This is a genomic window from Ignavibacteriales bacterium, from assembly GCA_016709765.1.
Classification (GTDB): domain Bacteria; phylum Bacteroidota; class Ignavibacteria; order Ignavibacteriales; family Ignavibacteriaceae; genus IGN3.
Genome location: JADJMD010000013.1, coordinates 566,738 through 591,774, shown reverse-complemented (window position 1 = coordinate 591,774; position 25,037 = coordinate 566,738). Strand labels below are relative to the sequence as shown.

General features: G+C 32.0%; 18 protein-coding genes. 15 read left to right on the top strand and 3 right to left on the bottom strand.

The features are described 5' to 3' along the window. Positions 1 to 3: 3 nt before the first annotated feature. The 10 genes from smc (at position 4) to ispD (ending at position 14,591) form a co-directional block, all read left to right on the top strand. Entirely contained in the window at positions 4 to 3,600 is a 3,597-nt protein-coding gene (smc, locus tag IPJ23_12215) for a chromosome segregation protein SMC (protein ID MBK7631445.1), read from the top strand. 143 nt (positions 3,601 to 3,743) lie between these two features. Then, complete coding sequence (locus tag IPJ23_12210) at positions 3,744 to 5,714, top strand: T9SS type A sorting domain-containing protein (protein ID MBK7631444.1); 1,971 nt, start codon at positions 3,744 to 3,746, stop codon at positions 5,712 to 5,714. Beyond that, positions 5,714 to 6,436 (top strand): MtnX-like HAD-IB family phosphatase, encoded by a 723-nt coding sequence (locus tag IPJ23_12205; protein ID MBK7631443.1) that lies wholly within the window; start codon positions 5,714 to 5,716, stop codon positions 6,434 to 6,436. Before IPJ23_12210 ends, IPJ23_12205 begins: the two co-directional genes overlap by 1 nt. 2 nt (positions 6,437 to 6,438) lie before the next feature. Then, entirely contained in the window at positions 6,439 to 7,035 is a 597-nt protein-coding gene (locus IPJ23_12200) for an isoprenylcysteine carboxylmethyltransferase family protein (GenBank protein MBK7631442.1), read from the top strand. Next, positions 7,035 to 8,195, top strand: coding sequence for a lipid-A-disaccharide synthase (lpxB, locus tag IPJ23_12195; protein ID MBK7631441.1), 1,161 nt, complete (start codon positions 7,035 to 7,037; stop codon positions 8,193 to 8,195). The genes IPJ23_12200 and lpxB overlap by 1 nt, the downstream gene beginning before the upstream one ends. Then, a complete protein-coding gene (locus tag IPJ23_12190) occupies positions 8,176 to 8,832 on the top strand; it encodes a lysophospholipid acyltransferase family protein (protein MBK7631440.1) in 657 nt (218 codons plus the stop codon). The genes lpxB and IPJ23_12190 overlap by 20 nt, the downstream gene beginning before the upstream one ends. An 11-nt stretch (positions 8,833 to 8,843) precedes the next feature. Next, positions 8,844 to 9,896, top strand: coding sequence for a tetraacyldisaccharide 4'-kinase (gene lpxK, locus IPJ23_12185; protein MBK7631439.1), 1,053 nt, complete (start codon positions 8,844 to 8,846; stop codon positions 9,894 to 9,896). A gap of 48 nt (positions 9,897 to 9,944) precedes the next feature. Next, the gene (locus IPJ23_12180; GenBank protein MBK7631438.1) at positions 9,945 to 12,767 is read left to right on the top strand and encodes a pyruvate, phosphate dikinase; all 2,823 of its coding nucleotides are present in this window, start codon (positions 9,945 to 9,947) and stop codon (positions 12,765 to 12,767) included. A gap of 118 nt (positions 12,768 to 12,885) precedes the next feature. After that, a complete protein-coding gene (queA, locus tag IPJ23_12175) occupies positions 12,886 to 13,920 on the top strand; it encodes a tRNA preQ1(34) S-adenosylmethionine ribosyltransferase-isomerase QueA (GenBank protein MBK7631437.1) in 1,035 nt (344 codons plus the stop codon). Continuing rightward, positions 13,917 to 14,591, top strand: a complete 675-nt coding sequence (gene ispD, locus IPJ23_12170; protein ID MBK7631436.1) for a 2-C-methyl-D-erythritol 4-phosphate cytidylyltransferase — start codon at positions 13,917 to 13,919, stop codon at positions 14,589 to 14,591. Before queA ends, ispD begins: the two co-directional genes overlap by 4 nt. A 9-nt stretch (positions 14,592 to 14,600) precedes the next feature. Here ispD and ybaK read toward each other — a convergent pair whose 3' ends face one another. From ybaK to IPJ23_12155, 3 genes are read right to left on the bottom strand one after another with little or no spacing between them, the layout of a single operon-like run. Continuing rightward, entirely contained in the window at positions 14,601 to 15,068 is a 468-nt protein-coding gene (gene ybaK, locus IPJ23_12165) for a Cys-tRNA(Pro) deacylase (protein MBK7631435.1), read from the bottom strand. Then, positions 15,055 to 15,864, bottom strand: coding sequence for an ATP-binding cassette domain-containing protein (locus tag IPJ23_12160; protein ID MBK7631434.1), 810 nt, complete (start codon positions 15,862 to 15,864; stop codon positions 15,055 to 15,057). Before IPJ23_12160 ends, ybaK begins: the two co-directional genes overlap by 14 nt. Next, positions 15,861 to 16,613 (bottom strand): ABC transporter ATP-binding protein, encoded by a 753-nt coding sequence (locus IPJ23_12155; GenBank protein MBK7631433.1) that lies wholly within the window; start codon positions 16,611 to 16,613, stop codon positions 15,861 to 15,863. The genes IPJ23_12160 and IPJ23_12155 overlap by 4 nt, the downstream gene beginning before the upstream one ends. Before the next feature lie 121 nt (positions 16,614 to 16,734). Between IPJ23_12155 and IPJ23_12150 the strand changes: the two genes are divergently transcribed. The 5 genes from IPJ23_12150 to IPJ23_12130 all read left to right on the top strand — a co-directional run bounded on the left by IPJ23_12150 (position 16,735) and on the right by IPJ23_12130 (position 24,937). Beyond that, positions 16,735 to 17,721, top strand: coding sequence for an ABC transporter permease (locus IPJ23_12150; protein ID MBK7631432.1), 987 nt, complete (start codon positions 16,735 to 16,737; stop codon positions 17,719 to 17,721). Further along, complete coding sequence (locus tag IPJ23_12145; protein MBK7631431.1) at positions 17,721 to 18,995, top strand: ABC transporter permease; 1,275 nt, start codon at positions 17,721 to 17,723, stop codon at positions 18,993 to 18,995. The genes IPJ23_12150 and IPJ23_12145 overlap by 1 nt, the downstream gene beginning before the upstream one ends. Before the next feature lies 1 nt (position 18,996). After that, positions 18,997 to 22,599 (top strand): serine/threonine protein kinase, encoded by a 3,603-nt coding sequence (locus IPJ23_12140; GenBank protein ID MBK7631430.1) that lies wholly within the window; start codon positions 18,997 to 18,999, stop codon positions 22,597 to 22,599. After that, a complete protein-coding gene (locus tag IPJ23_12135) occupies positions 22,580 to 23,965 on the top strand; it encodes a sigma 54-interacting transcriptional regulator (protein MBK7631429.1) in 1,386 nt (461 codons plus the stop codon). The genes IPJ23_12140 and IPJ23_12135 overlap by 20 nt, the downstream gene beginning before the upstream one ends. A gap of 267 nt (positions 23,966 to 24,232) precedes the next feature. After that, positions 24,233 to 24,937, top strand: coding sequence for a hypothetical protein (locus tag IPJ23_12130; GenBank protein MBK7631428.1), 705 nt, complete (start codon positions 24,233 to 24,235; stop codon positions 24,935 to 24,937). Positions 24,938 to 25,037 lie beyond the last annotated feature (100 nt).

Sequence of the window (25,037 nt, the reverse complement as noted above, 5' to 3'; positions counted from 1 at the left end):
AATTTGTATTTATCTAAGTTAGAAATACTCGGTTTCAAATCATTTGCGCAAAAAACTCAGATTAATTTTAATCAGGGAATAACTTCAATTGTTGGTCCTAATGGATGTGGAAAAACAAATGTTGTTGATGCACTTCGCTGGTGTTTGGGTGAACAGAAAAGTTCTACCCTTAGAAGCGACAAAATGGAAAACGTTATCTTTAACGGAACAGCACAGCGTAAGCCAATGGGAATGGCGGAAGTATCCCTAACGATTGAAAACACAAAAGGAATCCTACCCACAGAATACACTGACGTTACAATTACAAGAAGAATATTTCGTTCCGGTGAAAGCGAATATCTTTTAAATAAAAACATTTGTCGCTTAAAAGATATTACCAATCTTTTTATGGATACAGGAATAGGTGCAAACGCTTATTCTGTCATCGAATTAAAAATGGTTGAGACTATTCTTAGCAACAAAGCCGAAGAGCGCCGCACTATGTTTGAAGAAGCTGCCGGTGTAAATAAATATAAAATGCGTAGGAGGCTCGCTCTTAGAAAACTTGATGAAGTAAAATCAGATTTAACACGTGTTAATGATATTGTTTCCGAAGTTGAGAAAAAAGTTGCATCATTAGAAAGACAGGCAAAACGTGCCGATAAATACAATGTTTTAACATCCCAATTAAGAGAATTAGAAATTGATTTATCCGAACGGGAGCTAGCTTTGTTTACACTTCGAATTGATGAATCCAAATTAATTAAAGAAGAAAATTTTAAGAAGAAAATTCAATTTGAATCTGATATTGCAAAACTTGAAGATGAAATTAAAGCAGCGCGTGAACGTCTTGTTGATATTGAAAACGAGCTTAAGGATAAAAGAAACGAAATTACGCTTCAGACCGAAAGGATTTTTAATGTACAAAATTCGTTAGCGCTTAATAATGAAAGAAAAAATTCTCTTACTCGAAACAAAGAAAAATATATTGCAGAGTTAAGTGAATTAAGTCGCCAATTTGATGAGGCTAAAAATATCACTGAAACCGGCGCAGTTTCTCTTTCAGACTTTACTGAACAGATTGTTCAAAAAGAACATGAGAAGAAAACTATTGAGCACGACGTTGATACACAATTAGGATTTCTTGAACAGAAAAAAAATATACTAAAAGAACAATCCGATCTTTTACTTGAAAAGTTTAAAGAGATTACCGGAAGAGAAAATGAACTGCGAAATACAATCGCTATTCTGGAATCAAAACAAGTAAACATTAAAAAGTTGAACGATAAAATTCAATCTCTTACAAATAATATTGCAAAAACTGTTGGATTTATTGAAGAGCTTGGTATTGATAAGGATAATATTCAGAAAAAAATAGCTGAAGCCGAATCATTTTACTTAAGTAAACAAGGCGAAAAAGAAAAATTAGAGAGCGAACTTAATAAGCTAAAAACAAGTGAACTAGAACAGCGAAGTGTTATCAAATCTTCAAAGGATAAAATCACTTTCATTCAAAATTTAATTGATAATCTTGAAGGTGTTTCTAAGGGTGCAAAAGCACTTTTAGATAATAAGGCTTGGACAAAAGAAGGAAGTACAATTCTTGCGCACATCGGTGATTCAGATGAAAAATTTCGTTTTGCGGTGGAAGCTGCGTTAAAAAATAATCTTAATAATGTTATTGTTGAGTCCTTAGAAGATCTGAAACGAGGAATTGAATATTTAAATCTTAATGATATCGGTAAAGCATCATTTTACTTTCCACACTTTGAGGATTTTAACAGTAAAGGTTTGCTAAATAAGATTCAAAGTTTTATTGAAAAAAGAAGAGCAAAAAAACTTGAACAGGAAAACGGATTTGTAAGCTGGGCAAGTAATTCAATCCAAACTAAAGAAAAATGGAAACCATTCTTTGCAAAAATTCTAAAAAACATTTGTATCGTTGAAAATTTAGAAAAAGCATTCGAGCTGTATGGAAAATATAATTCATTCAGTTTTGCAACATTAAATGGTGACTTTGTTTCGAGAGATGGTGTTATAGAAGCCGGCTCAGTTCCGCGTTTGGATGATTCATTATTTGGAAGAAAACAATTGCTGGAAAATTTAAGTGTGGAATTTCCAAAACATGAAAAGAACTTAGCTGAAATTCAAAATCAAATAAATGGAAAGGAAAATCTTTTAAATGCGATTGATTTAAAAGTTTTATCCGAACAAGGCAGATTGCTTGTAAACGATCTTGCTAACGTTGATAAACAAATTGCTCAGTTTGAATTTGAGAAGAAAAAATCTGATGATGAAATTGAAAAAATTCAACACGAGATAAAAGAGCACGCAGCCGAATCAAACTTATTTGATAATAAAAAATTAAAACTTGAATCGCTGCTTAATACTGAAATTGCACTGCGTGATTCTGAAGAAAGAAAAAAACAAACTCTTGATTCTGAATTTACCGAATTTGAAAAAAACTATAATCAAATTCTAAAGCAACGAAATGAACTTAGCGTAAATATCGAAAGACTTGTTGGCGAAAAACGCAACACCGAAAATGCAATCAAACGTGCCGAGGAATCGATAGTTGTAATCAGCAATTCAATCTCAAAAAGAAAAGAGGATATTGAAGCTGCGGGAAGTGAAATAGCAAGTATTGAGGGTGATGTTGTAGCACTACAAAATAATTTAATTGAACTTGATGAAGCAAAAAATGTTTTAAATAACCAATTAGAAGAAATTGATACTCGACATAAAAATCTTAGAGAAGAAGTAAATCAAAAAGATTCTTCTTTAAGAAGTTTGCGAAACGAGCGTGAGGTTGTTTCAGATACGATTCACAAAATGGAAATGACGATCAAAGAGCTTGATATTAAAAGCTCAAATCTAGTTGATCACATAAAAGAAAACTATTCCCTTACACTTGATAAAAAAGATTTTGACGATTTGCAGTCGTTTGATTTTAATCAGCGGACAGACGAAGTACAAGATCTAAAATTAAAAGTTAAAAATCTGGGCCCTATAAATCTTGTTGCACATTCCGAATACGAAGAAGAAAGAGAGCGATTAGATTTTCTTCACAAGCAGCGCGATGATCTTGTAGAATCTGAAAGGGACGTTGTGAAAACCATTGAGGAAATTAACAATACTGCGCAAGCACAGTTTTCCGAAACGTTTGAAAAAATTAGAGAACATTTTGTAAAAATATTCAGAACACTTTTTAATCCGGGTGATGAAGCTGATTTAAAGATTGAAGAGAATGCTGATCCACTTGAAGCAAAGATAGAAATAATTGCAAAACCTAAAGGTAAACGTCCAACTTCAATTGAGCTTTTATCCGGAGGGGAAAAAACATTAACGGCTATCGCATTGTTGTTTGCAATCTATCTTGTTAAGCCAAGTCCATTTTGTATCCTTGATGAAATTGATGCACCTCTTGATGATGCAAACATCGATCGCTTTACACGAATTTTGGATGATTTTAGTAAAGACACACAATTTATTGTTGTAACCCACAACAAGCGTACGATGGAAGCAGCAAATACTTTATACGGCGTAACTATGCAGGAAGAAGGAATCTCCAAATTAGTTAGCGTTAGGTTTAATGAAGATTTGGATTTTGTAACTAATTAGTTGAAATCCCCTGGTTGTCATTCCCACAAAGGTGGGAATCTACTGTATTTTAGAACTCTTAGATCCCCGTTCTTACGGGAATGACACAATGGAAAATCTTTTGTGGCAAACACTCTTATTGATACTTATTTATTAAAGATTATTTGAAAATAAAATTACTACATATAAAACTTATAATTTTTATTGCAGCGGCAATACTATGCCTTTTTGATAATGCTAAGGCACAATGGGTAAATGATCCATCATCAAACACAAAATTAGTAATTGATCCTGTTGATCCCATAAACATTACAGCTTTTAGCGATGTAAGCGGCGGGGCATTTGTTTTTTGGGAAGATAAAAAGGGAAGTTCTAACAGTGATATTTATTTTGTTCATATTAATGAGAATGGTGATGTAAGCTTTAGGGCTGATGGCAAAGTTGTTTCAACAAGAAGTGGATTGAAAGAAAATCCTATTGCAGTTGTTGAACCCCTTGGCAACTCAATAGTTTTATGGAAAGGTTTTGATAAAAGAAGAAATCCTGAGCTGTTTATTCAAAAACTAAGCAAGAATGGATTAAGACTATGGCAGAATGAAGGTATTCAATTAACAGAAAGTAAAATTGAAAAAGTTGATTTTTCTTTACGTGTTGATAAAAGAGGTTATACTCACACAAGTCACATCACAAAAAATTTAACATCCGGAAATAAATTTTCTGTGAAATATAATGTGTTAACTGCCAATGGAAAAATATTAAGCGATTCTTTAAAAGGAAGTTTGTACTTTACTAATAATACATTAAGTGAAACGGAAATCATTCCAGATAACAAAGGCGGTTCGTTTATTTTTTGGTTAGAAAATTTAAATCAAAAAACTGTTTTGCGTTTGCAATTTGTTGATTCTACGGGTTCAAGAACGTGGGGATCTAAACCGTTAACAATTTCTAAAACCAATACTAATGTACTTAATTATTCTGTTGGCAGAATTGGTACCGGGATTTATGCTGCGGTTACTTATCAGGGTCCAAATAAAATTATTTATCAGCAATTAATATCTGATAAAGGAAATTTACTTTGGGGTGCTGATGGTAAGCTGCTTACGTATCAAAAAGGAAGTCAGAAAAATCCACAGTTTGCATTTGTTGATTCAAGTGTTGTTGTTAGCTGGACAAATGAGTTTGAAAAAATTAACGATGTTTTTATTCAAAGATTTGATGTTAAAGGAAACCGTATGTGGGGCAACAACGGAAAAAGAGTTATTAATATCAAAGGAAACCAGTTTGGGCAGCGAATAGTTTATGACAAAAAAAATGGTGTGATAATTGCCTGGATCGATAAACGTGAAAAGAACCCCGATGCCAATTTATACATCCAAAAAATTGATCTTAAAGGAAAATTTGTTTGGGATCCTGACGGTGTTATGATAGCTTCATCACAAGAAATGCAAAAAAGTTATCTCAATCTTATTCCTGATGGTGATGGCGGCGCAATTGCCATATTTAAAGGAAACATAAATAATAAAAACAATATTTATGGGCAAAAGATTTTTAGTACAGGTACTTACGCTTCTCAAATACTTGGTTTTAATGCGGAAGTTGTTAATGATTCTGTAAAGATTTCATGGTATGCTGCGAATGAAAACGAAGGAACTACTTACAGTATTTATAGATCTGGAGAGGGAAATACTGAAGAAATGGATTGGAAAATTGCCGGCTCGGTTAAGAAGAATAAAAAAACTGATACCAATTATTATGAGTTTTATGATTTGCCAGATATAAGTGGTTCAATTTTTTATCGCATTGCACAAAAGAATGATAAAACGCAGCCGCAATATTCTAATATAGAAAAAGTTGATTACTTTCGTGATGTAGAATCCATTGTGCTGGGGCAAAATTATCCAAATCCATTTTCGTCTTCAACAACAATTAGTTTCTTTTTACCTGAGTTAGAAGAAGTTACGTTTGAGTTTTTTAACAGCAATATCGAAATAATAAAAAAGATTGATGATTTTGAATATCCTGCTGGAAAAAATGAAGTAGTTTTTAATGCCGAAAATCTGCTACCGGGAATTTATTACTATCGTTTAAAAGCAGGCAATTTTGTTGATGTAAAGAAAATGATTATTTCTGAATGATGAACAAGAGAACAATAAAAATCTTTGTGGATTTTGACGGGACGATTACACTTGAAGATGTTGGCGAAGCTATTTTCCAAAAATTTGGCGAAGCAAAAAAAGTTAACCAAATAATTGAAGATCTTTTAACAGATAAAATTTCATCGCGCCAATGCTGGGATGATCTTTGTGATTCTACTAATGTAGTTAGTAAAACTGATCTTGATGCTTTTATTGATCTGATTGATATTGATCCAACGTATAATTCTTTTGCAAAGTTTTGCTCTGAAAATGAAATTGAGATGATTGTCCTTAGTGATGGTTTTGATTATTACATAGATAGACTCCTTAACAAAGCAGGTTTGGCAGGATTAAAATATTATTCAAACAAACTTTTTGTTGATGAAAAAGGAAACTTGAGTGCAAAATATCCTTACTTTGATGATGGTTCACCAACTTCAGCCAATTGTAAAAGAAATCATATCATCAATCACAGCAGTGATGATGATTTTACGATTTATATCGGTGATGGTAATTCCGATAAAGATGCAGCTCAGTATTGCGATTTTATTTTTGCAAAAAACGGCTTAGCAAAATTTTGTTCTATTGAAAAAATAAGTTTTTATCCCTTTAATGATTTTAATGATGTGAAAAATAAATTAACAGAGTTAATGAATAAGAAAAATTTAAGAAAACGACATCAAGCACAATTAAAAAGAAAATCAGCCTATATGGCGGAGTAATAATGAATAACATCGCAACAAAAATATTTAAATACAGAAGCTATACACCAATTCCTTTTTTAATACTTATGCTGATTTTTGAAAATGCCACTGTAACAAGTTTAGCTGTAGGTTTTTTAATCGCGTTAACCGGTGAATTTTTAAGGTTATGGGGCGTAAGTTGGGCGGGCAGCGAAACACGTACAACAGGTGGTGTTGGTGGAACTTTTCTTGTTATCAGCGGCCCTTTTGCTCACGTTCGTAATCCACTTTATGTTGGTAATATTTTAATGTATTTGGGGCTTGGGATCATGTCCATGTCGTTATTCCCGTATTTACAGATTGTTGCTATATTGTTTTTCATAATGCAATATCAATTTATTGTAAACGAAGAAGAAGGATTTTTAAAAACAAAATTCACTGATGACTTTCAAAAATATCTAAAAAATGTTCCAAGGTTTGGATGGAGGTTTGAGCCTTACAAAGATAGTTCAATTCCACAACCGGAGTTTATTTTATCTAAGGGATTGAAATCAGAAACAAGAACGTTGCAGGCTTTTGGTACTGCTGCTTTGTTGATAGTTTTAAAATGGTATTTAAGATCAAATAATATTTTGTGATGAATAGTAAAAACGTTTTAATGATTGCAGGTGAAGCTTCTGGCGATTTACATGGAGCCGCGTTAATACGAGAGTTGAAAAAGCTAGATGATTCTTTGAAAATATTTGGAATCGGCGGCGATAAGATGAAAGCCGAAGGAATGGAATTAATTTATCACATAGACAAAATGGCTTTTCTTGGATTTGTTGAAGTGATAAAACATTTACCATTTATTAAAAAAGTTCAACGTGATTTGATTGAAGAAGTGAAGAAAAGAAAAATAAGCGAAGTTGTTTTGATTGATTATCCCGGCTTCAATCTAAGCATCGCAAAGAAACTAAAATCTCTTGAACTAAAACCTAATCTTGAACTTATATATTACATCACACCGCAAGTTTGGGCTTGGGGAAAAGGCAGAGTAAATAAGATTAAAGAGTTATTCAAAAAAGTTTTGGTTGTATTTCCATTTGAAGAAAAGTTTTTTAAAGATAGAAATGTTAACGCTGAATTTGTCGGGCATCCTTTAATCCAGGAAATAAACGGGTATGATTTTATTTCGCGAAATCTGCTGGACAATAAATTTAATTTAGACCCTGCAAAGGAAATTTTACTAATTCTTCCCGGTAGCAGAGAGCAGGAAGTTAAAAGTATTTTTCCTGAAGCAATTAAAGCTGCTTCTAAACTGGCAGATGATCTTGATATGCAAATTGTTGTAGCGTGTTCAAGTAATATCAATGAAAAGATTTTTTATGAATTTTCAGATATTAAAAACTTTAAAGTAATTAAAAATCAAACATATGATCTTTTAAAACATGCAAAATTTGGAGTAGTAAAATCCGGCACATCAACACTTGAAGCAGGATTGATGGAATTACCAATGGTTATAGTATATAAAACAAGCTGGTTGACTTTTGCAATTGGTAAATCTTTAGCGAAAATCAAAAATATTGGAATGGCGAATATAATTTTGAATGAACAGGTTGTCCCTGAGTTAATTCAGGGCGATGCCAATGCTGACAACATTTACGATATGGCTAAAAATATTTTATCTGATGAAGATTTATTTAGCCGAATTAAGTTGAAGTTAAGTGGAATTAAAAAAATTTTAGGTGATAAAAACGCTCCTGAAAATGCAGCAAAAATTATTTATACATTATTGAATGAACACAAAGCAAGTTAAACAAGATACATTAAGGTTTTTGGGCAGTTATCTTCTAAAGCACAGCCTTGATGCATTATGCAAAACTTTGCGCGTTAGTTACACAAATAAAAAAGTTGTTGAAGAACTTAGAAAAAAAAATCAACATTATGTTTTAGCATTTTGGCATGGTACTATGTTGATGCCTTGGTTCTTACACAGAAATGATGGTTTTGCTGCCCTTACAAGTAAAAGTAAAGATGGTGATTTGCTTGCTAAGCAATTAAAACATTGGAAGTATAAAGTCGTACGCGGATCAAGCAGTAAAGGCGGCGATGTCGCACTTGGAATTATGATTGATCACGCAAAAAATGGTTACTCAATTGCTATAACACCGGATGGACCACGTGGACCTGAACATAAGTTTAAAGCTGGAGCGGTTATTACAGCAAAAAAAAGCGGAGTTCCTATTGTGTTAATCGGGATTGGAATTAAATCTAAAAAGAAATTAAAAAGCTGGGATAAATTTCAGATTCCAAATCCATTCTCAAATGTAAAAGTAATTTATTCGGATCCACTTTATATTGATTCGAAATTAAGTTATGATGAAACTTCAAATGTTATTGATGAGTGTGAAAAAAAAATAAATGAGCTTCAAAAAGAAGCTGAAAAATTTTAAGTACTGATTTGGTGAAAGTTTTAAAAATAATATTAAGCCCATTTGTTTTTCTTTATGGGTTTATAATTTCTATCAGAAATTTGTTCTTTGATAAATCTGTTTTAAAAACTGAAAAAGTAAACGCAAAAGTCATTTCCATTGGGAACATAAATGTAGGCGGATCTGGTAAAACACCGCTTGTAATTTATATTTCTAACTTATTAATAAAATCCGGCTACAAAGTTGGAGTTTTAAGCAGAGGTTACGGAAGAAAATCAAGTGGATATAAACTGGTTTCTAAAGGAAATGAAATTTTAACTCCTGTTGAAGAGTGCGGTGATGAAATTTATCATACTGCTTTAGAGTGTAAAGTTGCTGCAGCAGTTTCTGAAAATCGCGTTAAAGGTGCAAAAAGGTTAATTGATGAAACAGGAATCGATTCAATAGTTTTAGATGATGCATTTCAGCATAGATGGATTGCACGTGAAGTTGATCTTGTAGTTATTGATCAGAGCTTTGTGAATAGCAAGAATTATTTTTTACACAATCTTTTGCCGGCGGGTGATTTAAGAGAAGGATTCGATTCACTCAAAAGAGCTGACGCTATTATCCTTAACAGAAAATTTCTTGATAGAGAAGAAATTAATTCTGAAATGAAAAATCATTTTGAAGGGAAAACAATCTTCACCGCATATTATAAAGCAATAAACTTTGTTGATGTGATGAGAAAAATCGAATATAATATTGATGACTTTAAAGGACAGGAAAGTTTAGTTGTTTCTGGAATAGCTAACCCGGCATCTTTTCTAAATGTATTAAATAAAGTTCATGTTAATACACAGAATCAACTGGTTTTTAGAGATCACAAGAACTACACATTAAAAGAAGTACAGCAAATAAGAAATGCATTTTATAAAACTAATTCTCACTCAGTTGTAACCACTGAAAAAGATGCGGTAAAGCTTTCTAGATTTAAAAGAGAACTTGATGATATTGAAATATTTTATCTAAAAATAAACTTGTGTATGGATGGTGAAGAATCATTCAAACAGTATTTAATTAATAAACTAAATAATGCTTCGTAAATAATAGATTGATTTAATAGAAAATCTTAGAACGAAGGAAAGGACTATATGGCTCAAACAAAATATGTTTACTACTTTGGCGGTAAAAAAGCCGAGGGTAAATCAGAAATGAAATCGCTGCTTGGTGGTAAAGGTGCTAATCTTGCAGAGATGGTTAACATTGGACTCCCTGTACCTGCAGGATTTACAATAACCACAGAAGTATGTACGGCATACTACAAGAACAAGAAAAAATATCCTAAAGAACTTGAAAAACAAGTTAAAGATGCTCTTGCAAAAGTTGAAAAGCAAATGGGTGCTAAGTTTGGTGATTTAGAAAATCCATTGTTACTATCAATTCGTTCAGGGGCACGTGCTTCTATGCCAGGTATGATGGAAACAATTCTGAACGCAGGCCTAAATAACCAAACTCGAGAAGCACTCATTAAAAAAACAGGTAACCCAAGATTTGTTTATGATTCACATCGCCGCTTAATCCAAATGTACAGTGATGTTGTTATGGAAAAAGCTGCCGGCATCGAACCAGAAGAAGGTAAGGGCGTTAGACAGCAATTAGAAAAAGAGCTTCACAATATGAAAGAAGCTCGCGGAGCTAAAGCTGATACAGATTTAACAGCCGATGATTTAAAAGAACTAATCGAAATCTACAAAGCAAAAGTTCAGGAAGTTTTAGGAAAACCTTTTCCTGAAGATCCAATGGAACAACTTTGGGGTGCTGTTTCTGCTGTATTCCAAAGCTGGATGGGCAAACGTGCTATCTCTTACAGAAAAATAGAAGGAATTCCTGATGAATGGGGAACAGCAGTTAACGTTCAATCAATGGTATTTGGAAATATGGGTGATACTTCTGCAACCGGTGTCGCGTTTACTCGAAACCCTGCAACTGGAGAAAATTATTTTTATGGTGAATGGCTAACAAACGCACAGGGTGAAGATGTTGTTGCTGGAATCAGAACTCCAAATCCAATTAATGAAGTTGGCAAGAGTGAACATACAGAACACCTTGAATCACTTGAAACAGCAATGCCAAAAACATATATGGAGTTACACATCATCCAGAGAATGTTAGAAAGACATTATCACGATATGCTTGATGTTGAGTTTACAATACAGGATGGTACACTTTATATGTTACAGTGCCGTGTAGGAAAAAGAAATGGACCTGCAGCTGTAAAGATGGCTCTTGATATGTACAAAGAAAAAATTATCACAAAAGAAGAAGCTGTTATGCGCGTTCAACCTTCACAGCTTGATGAATTACTTCACCCAATTATTGATCCTGCTGTTGAAATTACAACAAAGGCGGTTGCAAAAGGATTACCTGCTGGGCCAGGCGGCGCATCAGGACAAGTTGTTTTTTCTGCTAATGATGCTGTTGCATGGGCAAAAGATGGTAAAAAAGTAATTCTTGTTCGTGAAGAAACAAATCCGGAAGACATTGAAGGAATGCGTTCTGCACAAGCAATTTTAACTGCTCGTGGTGGAATGACTTCGCACGCTGCACTTGTTGCTCGTGGTTGGGGCAAATGCTGTATCGTTGGTGCAGGTACTATTAAAATGAATTACAATGAAAAATATTTTACTGTAGGTGATGTTACAATTAAAGAAGGTGATTGGCTTACATTAAACGGATCTAAAGGAACTGTTTACTTAGGCGAATTGCCAATGATTAAAGCTGCTGAAGAAAATCCAGATTTCCAATTATTTATGAAGTTGTGTGATGATGTTAGAAAATTAAGAGTTAGAACAAATGCGGATACTCCTGAAGACGCAGCACGTGCAAGAGCATTCGGCGCTGAAGGTATCGGACTTTTTAGAACAGAGCATATGTTCTATGGAAAAAATTCTGAAGAACCATTATTCAAACTTCGTAAGATGATTCACTCTAACACTCTTGCTGAAAGAAAAGCAGCATTGGATGAATTATTTCCACATGTAAAGCACGACGTAAAAGGAACAATGGCTGCAATGGATGGATACCCTGTAACATTCAGAACACTTGATCCACCGCTTCATGAATTTGTTCCAACAAGAGTTGATGAAAGAGAAAAACTTGCTTCAAGTCTTGGAATATCACTTGAAGAATTAAATAAACGTGCTGATGCACTTCACGAAAATAATCCTATGATGGGACACCGTGGTGTGCGATTGGGAATTACTTATCCTGAAATTTCTGAGATGCAGATTCGTGCTATATTTGAAGCAACGGCAGAATTATTACAAGAAGGAAAGAAACCTTTTCCAGAAATAATGATTCCTGTTACTTGCCATGTAAATGAAATCAATCATCAGTATGAAATAGTAACAAGAGTTCATACCGAAGTTTGTGCAAAATTTGGATTAAAGAAAATTGCTCATTTAACAGGAACAATGATTGAAATTCCACGTGCATGTTTAACAGCTGATAAAATTGCCGAAACAGCACAGTTCTTTTCATTCGGTACAAATGATCTTACTCAAATGGGATTTGGATTTTCCCGTGATGATATAGGTGGATTTTTACCTGAATATCTTGAAAAGAAAATTTTACCAGAAGATCCTTTCCAATCAATTGATCAAGAGGCAATTGGGAAGTTGATGGAAATTGCTGTTGAAGGCGGACGCGGTACAAGACCGGATTTAAAGATCGGTATTTGTGGCGAGCATGGTGGTGAACCAAGATCAGTTGAGTTCTGTCATAAAATCGGATTGAATTATGTAAGCTGTTCACCATTCCGGGTTCCGATTGCAAGATTAGCAGCGGCACAAGCTGCTGTTAAAGATATGAAGAAAGCAAAACCTGCTAAAGCTTCATCTAAAAAAACAGTTGCAAAAAAAGCTGCACCTAAAAAGAAAGTTGTAGTAAAGAAAAAAGTATCTAAGAAGAAATAAATAATTTCATAAGTCATTCCCAAGAGCGAAGTGAAGAGGAATCTTTTGTTCAGGTAAATTTAAGCTTCGCTCTGGATGATAAAGTGAAAATTAAAATAATAAGAGAAGGTAGAGATAAATGAAGCTATCAGATTTCAAGTATAACTTGCCAAAAACTGCCATTGCAAAGTACCCGGTTAGTCCGCGTGATAAATCAAAATTATTGGTTGTTCATAAAGAAACCGGCGAGATGGAAGATAAAAAGTTTACTGATGTGATTGATTATATGGAAAAAGGTGATGTACTTGTTGTAAACGAAACAAGAGTGTTTCAGGCAAGATTGTTTGGAAAGAAAGAAAAAACTCAGGCTAAGATTGAAGTTTTTCTTTTAAGAGAACTAAATAAAGACGATTGTATCTGGGATGTAATTGTTGACCCTGCAAGAAAGGTTAGGATTGGCAACAAAATCTATTTTGATAACAACCTTTGGTGTGAGGTAATTGATAATACAACATCAAGAGGCAGGACGGTTCGATTTAATCAGCCTGGGAACGTGTTTCAGGCAGTTGAAAAAATTGGATTAACGCCACTTCCTCCTTATATAAAACGTGATCCTGAACCAAAGGATAAAGAAAACTATCAAACAGTTTATGCAAAAGTTGATGGTGCTGTTGCTGCTCCTACAGCAGGTCTGCATTTTACAACAAAGCTGCTTGAAAAAATTGAGAAGAAAGGAATTCATATTGTTCCTGTAATTCTTCATATAGGCTTAGGAACTTTTAGACCTGTTGAGGTTGAAGATTTAACCAAACATAAAATGGATTCTGAGTATTATGAAATATCTGCACATACATCAGACGTTGTGAACAAGGCAATGCACGCTAAACATAATATTATTGTAGTAGGTACAAGCGCTTGTCGTGCTTTAGAAACAAGCACAACTGCTGATGGCTTCCTAAAACCCGGACGAGGCTGGACCGATAAATTTATTTATCCACCTCACGTATTTCATATTACACAAAAGCTTATCACAAATTTTCATTCGCCGGAATCAACTTTGCTGATGCTTGCAAGTGCACTTGGTGATACTGAAGTGATAATGAAAGCATACAAGAAAGCACTAAAAGATAAGTATCGCTTTTTAAGTTACGGCGATGCTATGATGATAGTATGACAACAATAGCAATTATTCCCGCTGGTGGAAAAGGTTTACGGAGTGGCTCAGCCACTCCTAAACAATATTTAAAAGTAAATAGCAAACCAATAATTGTTTACACACTTCAAATCTTTCAAAAGAATAAGTTTATTGATACGATAATCATCTCGGCAGAACCTGAATATTTCAATCTTTTAATACGACTTATAAAGAAATTTAAAATTAGCAAAGCCACACTTATTGTCGAAGGCGGAACAACAAGACAGAATTCTGTTCACAACGCTGTTCTTTCTGCTGATGCTGAGCCAAGTGATTTGATAGTTGTACACGACGCTGCCCGAGCTTTATTACCAGATGCAGTTTTAACTAATGCGATTAAATTAGCAAAGAAAAAAGGCAATGCACTTGTGTGTATCAATGCAAAAGATACTCTTATAAAAGGGAATAAAGTTGTTGATGAATATTTAAATCGTGATGAAGTCTATTATGTGCAAACACCACAAATATTCAAATATAAAGATTTATTTAAAGCAATGACCCTTGCTGAGAAAGAAAACTATATTGGAACTGATGAATCAATACTTATAAAAAGAAGTGGTAAGAAAGTAAACATTGTTGATGGTTCAGTTTTTAATTTTAAGATTACTACTAAGGAAGATGTTGAGTTATTTAAAAAGTTGAAAAATTAGATTGCGGAATCAAATCAAATCCGCGTAAACGCCATTAGTGAATATTAATAAATCCTCAGAGCTTAATTTTATTTGCATTCCTCTTACACCCGCGCTAATACAAATTTCAGTAAACAATTGTGCGGTTTCATCTATGTACGTTGGGAATAGTTTTTTCATTCCGATTGGAGAGCAGCCGCCGCGAATGTATCCGGTTAACTGAAACAAGTCTTTAAATTTTATCATTTTAACTTTTTTATTTCCGCTTACCGCAGCAGCTTTTTTAAGTTCTAGTTCCTGAGTAACAGGAACGCAAAAAACAATATGCCCCGATTTATCTCCAATACATACAAGAGTTTTAAATACAGAATCCGGATCCGCACCAATTTTTAAAGCAACAACTTCTCCGCTTAAATCATTCTCATCAACTTGGTAAGCAATTGTTTCATACTTTACATTGTGTGATTCCACGATTCTAATTGCGTTAGTTTTGCTCATAGTTATTATGGAAGGATTGAATATCTATTTCGGTAAGATTTAGATATTGAGCACTTAGTAAAAATTTCGTGTATTCGTTTTGGGGATATTCTATCACATTTTTGGTAAATCCGCTTTCAACAATTTTTCCGTTATACATAATTAAAAGATTATCAGAAAAATGTTTTAAAATATTAAGATCATGTGAGATACAAATAATCGTAAGATTGAGTTCTTCATTAAGTTTATTTATAATATTTAAAATGCTCAATTGTGATTCAACATCCTGCGAAGCAAAAGGTTCATCTAAAATTAAAATCTCCGGTTCAGTGATAATAATTCTTGCAAGAGCAATGCGCTGCTTTTCTCCACCGCTTAATTGTGATCCTTTATGTTCTTTTAATTGCGGATTTAGATTGAATCGAGAAAAAAGTTGATCAATTTCTAAAGTGCAATTTTTCTTTCCTTTTAATTTTATTTCATAAGCTTCGTTTAAAACAGCATTCACTTTTCTAAATGGATTGATTAACTCTCCATCATTTTGAAATAATATTTGCAAAGGTTTTGGTAAAGATTTACTCCAATCATTTTTAAAATTCCTTTGAATCGAACCAGAAGTTTGTGGAAAAACCCCAGCTAATATTTTCGCTAGTGTTGATTTACCGCTGCCGGATTGACCTGAAATGCCCAACACTTTTCCTCTTTCAACTTCAAAGGAAATGTTTTTTAATATTTCAACAGACTCATACCCTGAAAAATTATTTTTTTTATTTACAGAATAAGTAATATCCTCAACGTTTAGAATTATATCATTCATTGCATCACTTTAAAGGATTTAAGAAAATCACTGTAAGACTTTTGCTCATCATCTCTAAAGAAGATTTCTGACTCGGCAAAAGCACTTAGCTTATTATCCTGCAAAAACGCTAATTTATCAGAAACTTCTTTTGCAAAATTAATATCCTGTGTAACAATTAGTGCAGAACCACCTGCATTTTTAAAATCCAGAAGTTTAAGTTTTATTAAATTAATATTTGCATAATCAATTGCTGAAGTCGGTTCATCTAAAATTAAAAGTTTTGGATTGGATAGCATTGCTAACATTAAACTTAATCGCTGAGCCATTCCGCCACTAATTTCATACGAATGAAGATCTGAAATTGTTTGATAATCAGGAAGTAAAAATTCTTTTAGTTTTGCTGTAATAGTGTGTGCATCAAGTCCTGAGTTTTCGAAATAATATTTTATTTTTTTTAGTGGATCAAAATTATTTGTTAAATTCTGCAAAACATATTTAATTTCTTTTTTACGCAGTTCAAGTAAACGAAGGTAATCCATTTTAAAAATATTTTCATCAAACCAAAAAACGCTACCAATTATTTTATAAAGCTCTGTATTGAATAAGCCTGTAAGCGATTTTATTAATGTAGATTTTCCGCTGCCATTTTTACCAAGCACGGTATAAATTTTATTTTCAGTAATCTTGAATTTTATATCGCGCAGAAGTTCTCTGCTTGTAGTATTATTGTTGTTAAGGATAATATTTTCTATATCAACATTCAGCATTATTAAATTTTTGTATTTATTAGTCAAAATAATAAATTAACCCAAGATTTATTAGCATTTAAGTTACTTATATGATAAAAGCTAAAACCACTCCTATAATTGTTACAATTGCTAGATACATATGAAAAAAGAATTTTATTTGGCAATTACAAAAAGAATTTTAAGCTCCATTCTTGTCCTTTTTTTATTAGTAACTTTTATTTTTTTACTAGTAAGATTAGCTCCTGGTGATCCGACTCAAAAATTTATTTCTCCACGATTAAGTCCGCAACTTGCTGATAATGTTACCCGATCATTTGGTTTAGATCAACCTATTTATACACAGTACTTTTCGTTTGTTAAAAATTTATTCTTGGGTGATTTTGGAATATCTTATAACTATCGGCAGCCTGCATTTACAGTAGTAAGAGACTATTTCCTTTTTACGCTGGTCTTTTCATCAATCAGTTTTGTTATACAATTGTTGCTGGGATATTTGCTTGCAAAATATTCTTATAGTAATCGAGGTAAATTTAGCGATAGATTATTTTCAAAACTTTCAATCATAGCATTCTCATTACCATCATTTGTAATTGGATTAGTTCTGGTTTATATCTTTTCAGTTATGTTAAATATTCTCCCAACTTCTGGTATAAGTTCAATATATAAGGATGATTTAAACTTTTTTGAAAAACTATATGATTATTCACTTCATATGATTTTACCAATGATTACACTTTCATACGCAGGTGTTGCCGTATTCTACAAATATTTAAGAGATAATTTAGAAACAGTAGAGAATTCCGCTTTTATAACAAGTTTAAGAGCAAATGGATTTACTGAAAAAGAAATATTTAAAAATCATTTACTGCCAAATGCAATTCAACCTTTAATTTCAATAGCAGGAATTGAGTTTGGAGTTTTACTCGGCGGTGCATTACTTACAGAAGTTATTTTTTCTTTGCCAGGAATGGGGAGATTAACAGTTAACGCAATTTTCAATCGTGATTTTCCACTTGTAACAGCGTGCAGCTTTATAGCAGGTTTTATGATGATTATTTCAAATCTATTAGCAGATCTTATAAAAATAAAAATGGATAAAAGATTTATTAAAGAGCTAATTAATTAATGATTTCAAAAATTAAAATATGGCACTTTCTTCTATTACTCATTTTGTTAATAGTAGTTTTAAGATTTAATTATCTATTAAAGTTATTCGATTTATTTTTTGCAATAATTCAATCACTTGTGAATAAAACCGAAAATGTTCTTGCTCAGCTTAATTTTTCGGTTGTCGATAGTATTCTTTCTTTATTATTAATCATATTGCTATCAATTTTACTAATTAGCTCAAAGAAAATTAAAAAACTACTTTCAAAGCAATTAAAATTATCTAGCTCTGTTCTATTGATTCTCGCGATGTGTTTTTTATTTGCTCCAATCATAACTATGCAACATCCGGATTTCCAAAAAAACATTGCAGTTACAAAACTTCTTCCTCCATTATCATCAGTTTCTTACATTGAATTAAATGAACTATCCATAAAATCAAATGATAACAAATTAAAAATTTTAATTGATGAATTAATCCCAAAATCATATAATAAAAACCAAATTTTTATAGATAGCTTTTTTGTGAATGATACTTTTAAATACTATCAATCAGGTGTTGAGTATGAGATTAAAAAAAGTGAATTAAAAAACATTTTTAATCATCCAGTTATAAAATCAAAGATGTTTTTGTTAGGATCAGATGAATACGGAAGAGATGTTTTTACAAGGATTGTTTATGGTTCAAGAATATCCTTGTTGGTCGGATTTGGAGCGGTTCTTGTCTCATTTGTTTTGGGACTGAGTTTTGCGTTTATTGCAGTAGAAAGAGGTAAATATTTAAATATATTTTTAAGCAGACTTACAGATTTGTTTCTTTCTTTTCCGACAATATTTTTGGTTGTTCTTATTATAGCTTTATTTGGAAGTAATATTTTTTCTATCATTATAGTATTAGGATTTTCCGGCTGGATGAGCTTATTTAAAATAGCAAAGAGTGAAATGCTATCAATAAAAAATAAAGAGTATTATTTATCAGCAAAGTTAATTGGATTAAAGAACAGTAAGTTGCTGATCAAAGAAATATTACCTGCTATTCTTGTTCCAATTAGTGTTAACTTAATCTTTCAACTTGGCAATGTTATATTAGCTGAATCTGCTCTAAGCTATCTAGGATTAGGAACGGGAATCAAGTATCCATCCTGGGGCTCAATGATTGAAGCAGGACAAGAATACATAATGCAATCCTGGTGGTTGATTTTTATTCCTGGTTTTGTTCTTATTCTTTCTTTGTTAAGTATCAATGAAGCGGGAAGGAATATCAACAACCATCTTAACCCCGCAGCAAAATAAAATGATTAATAAAAGATACATAGTTAGTAAAAAGTTAGGCGAAGGCAGAAGTAAAGTATTTAATGTAATTGATACTGAATTTCCGGAAAGAGAAGTTGCAGCAAAATTTCTTCCTGTTTCAGCATCAAACGAAGAGAAGGATTTTTTTCGTGAAGAATATTTTATTATGCAGAAACTGGATCATCCAAATATTATTAAATCATTTGAGTTAAGCACTATTTTAATAAAGGATGAGGATGAAGATAGTGAGTTAGAAAATTTCTCACATTTTCTAACTATGGAGTATTTTCCACCGACTGCACTTCTAAACTATTCCGGATTAAAAGAAGAGAAAAAACTAAATCAAATTATTAAACAAATTTGTTCAGTTCTTTATTACCTTCATCAGTCTAACTATGTCTATTACGATTTAAAGGCAGAAAATATTCTTGTTTGTGAAACAAACGGAAATCCAATTGTAAAAATCATTGATCTTGGATTTGCGCGACATACGCTGGCAGATTATGAAAATAATATTCAGGGCACACCATATTATTTAGCACCGGAACTTTTAAAAAATGAAAATCACGATTACAGAGTTGATTTTTATTCACTAGGAATGCTGCTATATAGAATTGTTTATGGAATATTTCCTTTTAAAAGTGAAAATGAACTTGATATATACAAAGCGCATATTGAAGATGAATTTGATTTGGGTCCAACAATCTATTCTAAAAAATTAATTAATGTTATAGCAAAACTAATTAATAAAAACCCTGAAGAACGATACAAAAATGCACTTCAAATTCTGTTAGACTTACATTTACCAATTGATTTTGAAATTGTTAAGGATTTAATTCCAGCGAAAGTTTTTAGTGATAGAAAAGATGCGTTTAATATTCTTAGTACATATTTAACAGATAAAACAAGCAACGAGGTTTTTTCTGTTACCGGGTTTGATGGTTCCGGTAAAACTACACTGATGTTAGAGATTTTTCGTAAAAATATGTTTTCAGTTTTGATCGAAAACTCAAAAATTAAAACTGGCCTAGAAGCAATTAAATATATCTTTCACAAAATAATTTTAACTGAAGTAGTTTATCGTGAAAAGGAAAACAATTATGCTGAAATTATTAATGATCTCTTTGATAAAACATCCAACAGCTTTTTAGAATCAATTAAAAGAATTTTTAACACTTTGCCATCTGATATAAGCCTTACTGTAATTTTTGATGATTATAATTTGTATGATGATTTTACCAAAGAATCACTTACTGAAATGATTAGAATATTTCAGGTTAAAGGCATTAAGGTTATTTTAACCGAATCATCAGACTTTGATCACGCATCATCATCACTAAATAATTTATGCACAATTCAGCTTAACCAGTTTACAGAGTATCAGCTTTCAGAGTTTTTGGATTTAAGTTATTATCCATTATTTCCCAAAAAGGAATTAAAAAAATACATTTTACTTTATTCAGATTTACAGCCCGGAAATATTAAACAATTCATTAAAGATTTAATTCTTCTTAAGGTTTGCAGATACGATAACGCTGAAGTTACCTTCCAATCAAGTGAAGATATAATTCTTGCCTTACAAAGTTCACACGAAGAACTTTATCGAATGCGTTTGAGTAATTTAAATAGTCTGGAATTAAAGCTTGCGCAGATAATATCTGCATTTGAAATATCTATCGAACAAACAATACTTGCAGCTTTGCTTGATGTTTCACAAGAAAAACTCAAATCAATTCTAATAGAGTTAGAGAAGAAAAACATAATTGACCCTCTTAACCTTAGCAATGCGCCTAAGATTAATTCATTTAACTTTAAAAAGTATATCTATTCAACAATAAGTAATCGTGTAAGATTCCATTTAGTACTAGCTAACTCAATTAAAAAATTATTTGCCGATTTTAATGTTATGGAATTAGCAAGACAGTTTGAACTTGCAAACGAGCATGAACAATCAGTTGAGTATTTGAAAAAAGAAATAAGACAAGCAGAAGAAATAAGCGCTTATTCTTATAAACGTATGCTTTTAGAAAGAGCATTAAGACTTAATATCCAAGAGAGGACCTTAACTAACTTAAGTTTCGAACTTGCAAAAACGCTATATAGGCTGAGTGATTATAAATTAACACTAGAAAATATTTATAAAATAAATTCAGCAAAACTATCTGAAGAGGACAAGAATCAGTTAGAGTTTATAAAAGGAAGTTCATTAGTTAACTTAAGAAAATTTGAAGAAGGCAAGTCAATACTTTTCAAATTGTATTCAAGTTTAAATAACCAACTACTAAAACAACAAACTCTTGTTGAATTAGCTTATACTGAATTAGATCTTAATAATGTTGATGAGGCTGAAGCTTATTGCAAAACTATTTTGGAAGACCCAAAGTTGAAGTTAGAAGAAAAAGGTAAATGTTATAATCTTCTTGGTTTGATAGAAATCCAAATTAGAAACAATCAGGAACAAGCTTTAAAGCAATTCATTCTTGCAGAACAAAATTATTTAAGAACAATTTTTTTAGATAAAACCGCCGGAATCAAAGTAAATATTGGAAATATTTATAGTATGATGGGAGAAAAGAGTATTGCTGAACAATATTGGCAAGAAGCAATAAAGCTAAACCAAAACATAGGTAATTTAGAACAAGAAGCGCTTCTGATTAGTAATTATGGTGTATTCTACCATGAAAATTTTAATTTAGAAAAAGCTAACGAATGTTGGATACAAGCTGAAAAAATATTTACCGCATTAGGAAATCAGAATAGAATCGGAGTAACAATAAGTAATCTTGGAGAAGTTTATCTTCAGACTTCCGATTTTCAAAACGCGTATGACAGTTTAAATAAAGCACTTGATATTTTTGATCAATTGGACAATAAAGAAGAATCGCTTAATGTACTTCACGTGTTAGGTAAATTTTGGTTCACCGTAGGTGAAATCGAAGAATTGGAAAAAACACTAAATCGATATGAATACTTATTATTAACCCAAGAAAATCATTCTGAAAAAAATGTCTTAAATTTTAATCATTTAAAGTTACTTCTTAAATTAAATAATGATAAACCATTTGATTTAAATTCTGAGATATCTGCATTTCTAGCAAAAGTAAATAATAATTCAGACATTAATTTGTATGCAGAATCTATTATTATAGCTGTTGAACAATTGATCAGTATAAAAAAATATGATGAAGCGTTGTCGTATCTTTCCGACAATGAGTTTATAAATTTTATTGGACAAAATGTTATATTCAGGGCGCAAAGAGAATATTTATTTGGAAAGATAGCTTATCATACTCAGAACCAAGATTTAAAATCGCCCATTGAGTATTTTGAAAACGCTTATAATCTTATAGAAGAAGAAAGCATAAGCGAATTAACCTGGAAAATTCTTTTTACTATTGCTGAAACTTATTGGGAAAGAGGAAATTTTCACAAAGCTAAAAAACCACGACATTATGCTTATGAATTGATCAATATGATTGGTGAGAATATTTCTAATAATAAAATAAGAACAGCTTATTTTAATCAGCCGGAACGAAAGAAAACCATTGAAAAACTAATACTAATTGGTAATCAAACTCAATTAAATGAATTTCAAAAAAGTTAATATAAAAGTTTATTCCGATAACGAGGATATTAGTGCAATCAACTCTGGTTTAAGACAGATTGAATTAGAAAGCATTCCAATAGCATTTACTAATCCAAAAGCATTTGCTGCTGAAGAAGATACAATTATAGTTTTGCAAATTGATTCCTTAGGCTCTGGTTTATTAGCTGAAGCTGCCATTGCCAAAAAAGAAATTCCTAATAAAATTATAACGGTAATAAGAAATAATAATGCTCTGCTTGTAAGCACGGTTGCAAAAATGGGTTTTTCGGAGATCTTTGTCTTTCCATATGAAATTTTAAAATTCACATCGCACATAAAAGAACTTGTTACTAATGGATTGTATAAAACTTCAACAACATCTCAAAATACTGAAGAAAATATCAGGTATAATCTTTCTAAAATAGTTGGGAGTTCGCCAAAATTCTCGCGCACGATTGATTTAGCAAAAAAAGTATCGGAACAGAGCACATCAAATATTTTACTCTTAGGTGAAACTGGTACTGGTAAGGGCTTATTTGCCAAAGCAATACACAATTATGGTAAAAATAGTAAAGACCCTTTTGTTGATATTGTTTGTACAGCAATCCCAGAAAATCTTTTGGAATCTGAATTATTTGGTTATGAAGCAGGTGCCTTTACCAGTGCAAGAACAAGAAAACTTGGTTTGTTTGAAATAGCAGAAAACGGAACATTGTTTCTTGATGAAATTGGTGATATGAGTTTAAACTTACAGGCCAAGCTATTAAGGGCTATCGAAAAAAAGGTTATTAAAAGATTAGGTGGAATTGTTGATATCCCTATAAGCGCTCGCATCATTTCAGCAACAAACAAAAATATTGAAGAAATGATTGAAGAAGGATTATTTAGAAGAGACCTATATCATAGATTGAATGTTGTTACGATTGAACTTCCGCCTTTAAGAGAAAGAAGTGAAGATATAATTAGTTTGGCAAATCATTTTATTGAAGAATTCAATATTACTTTTGATAAATCGGTAAAGAAAATAAGTAGAGAATTAAGATACTTTTTTCTTGCCTATCCTTGGCCCGGCAATGTTCGCGAGCTAAAAAATCTTATTGAAAGAGCCGTCTTATTATCTGAAGATGGTGAAATAAGAATAAGTGATTTTTCAAATCTGATTAAAGCAGTCCCAGCAACAATTGAGTTAAGTAAATTAGATACAGATATTCCCGAAAATGTTATTCGGTTGGATCTAAATTATGGTACGACTGATATTAAAAAATTGTCCAAATATTATGCAATGCAGGTCATGGATAAGGTTGGGGGTAATAAATCTTTAGCAGCAAAACTACTAGGAATTTCAAGACCTAAACTTGATACTTTAGTTTCTAAAAAAAAGTGATCTGATATTAAATAGCACTTCAATATCAATATTTTTGTGTAAATAATTTTTACAAAAAAACATAATTCCCTCCTATAATCGGTAAAAATAACCGATTATTATAATAAAACAACAAATATTCTTAATTACTAAGCATCGTAAATGGCACTTTCATTGTGTTATTTTATCACTTATTAGAGGGCTAACTCCAGTTATGCGGAGTTAAATTTAATATGATTTTAGTGTGTTAATTAACTTAAATATTTCATAATATTCTCGGTGGGAGCTATGCAAAAATCTATATTATTGTTTGTTGTGCTGTTTGCTCTTGTTGCAACTTCATTTGCTCAAGTTGAAGAAGCAGTTAGATACAGGGTTCAGGGCGATGTAACTTTTGTTGAACAGCAAATAAGTGTTTCAAATACTTGTGAAACTTCTGATAATTTGATTTTACAAAACAGATCAAATTCTCAATTAGAAGAGCTTGGCAGCAGATATATATTTGTTAGATCAGGATCACAGTTAGATGAATTGGGTTCTCGATACATCTTTGTACGTTCAAATTCACAGTTGGATGAATTAGGTAGCAGATATGGATGGACAAGATCAAATTCACAATTGGAAGAACTCGGTAGTAGATATGGATGGACAAGATCAAGTTCACAATTAGAAGAACTCGGTAGCAGATATGGATGGACAAGATCAAATTCACAATTGGAAGAACTCGGTAGCAGATATGGATGGACAAGATCAAGTTCACAATTAGAAGAACTCGGTAGCAGATATGGATGGACAAGATCAAATTCACAATTGGAAGAACTCGGTAGTAGATATGGATGGACAAGATCAAGTTCACAATTGGAAGAACTCGGTAGTAGATATGGATGGACAAGATCAAGTTCACAATTGGAAGAACTCGGTAGTAGATATGGATGGACAAGATCAAGTTCACAATTAGATGAATTAGGTAGCAGATATATCTTTGTAAGATAAAACTCAGGTCAAGATATTTCTTTTAAGCCTTCAAGGATTTGAAGGCTTTTTTTTTAAATTATCAGTAATAATAAAATCATTTTTGTAAAAGCTAATAAAG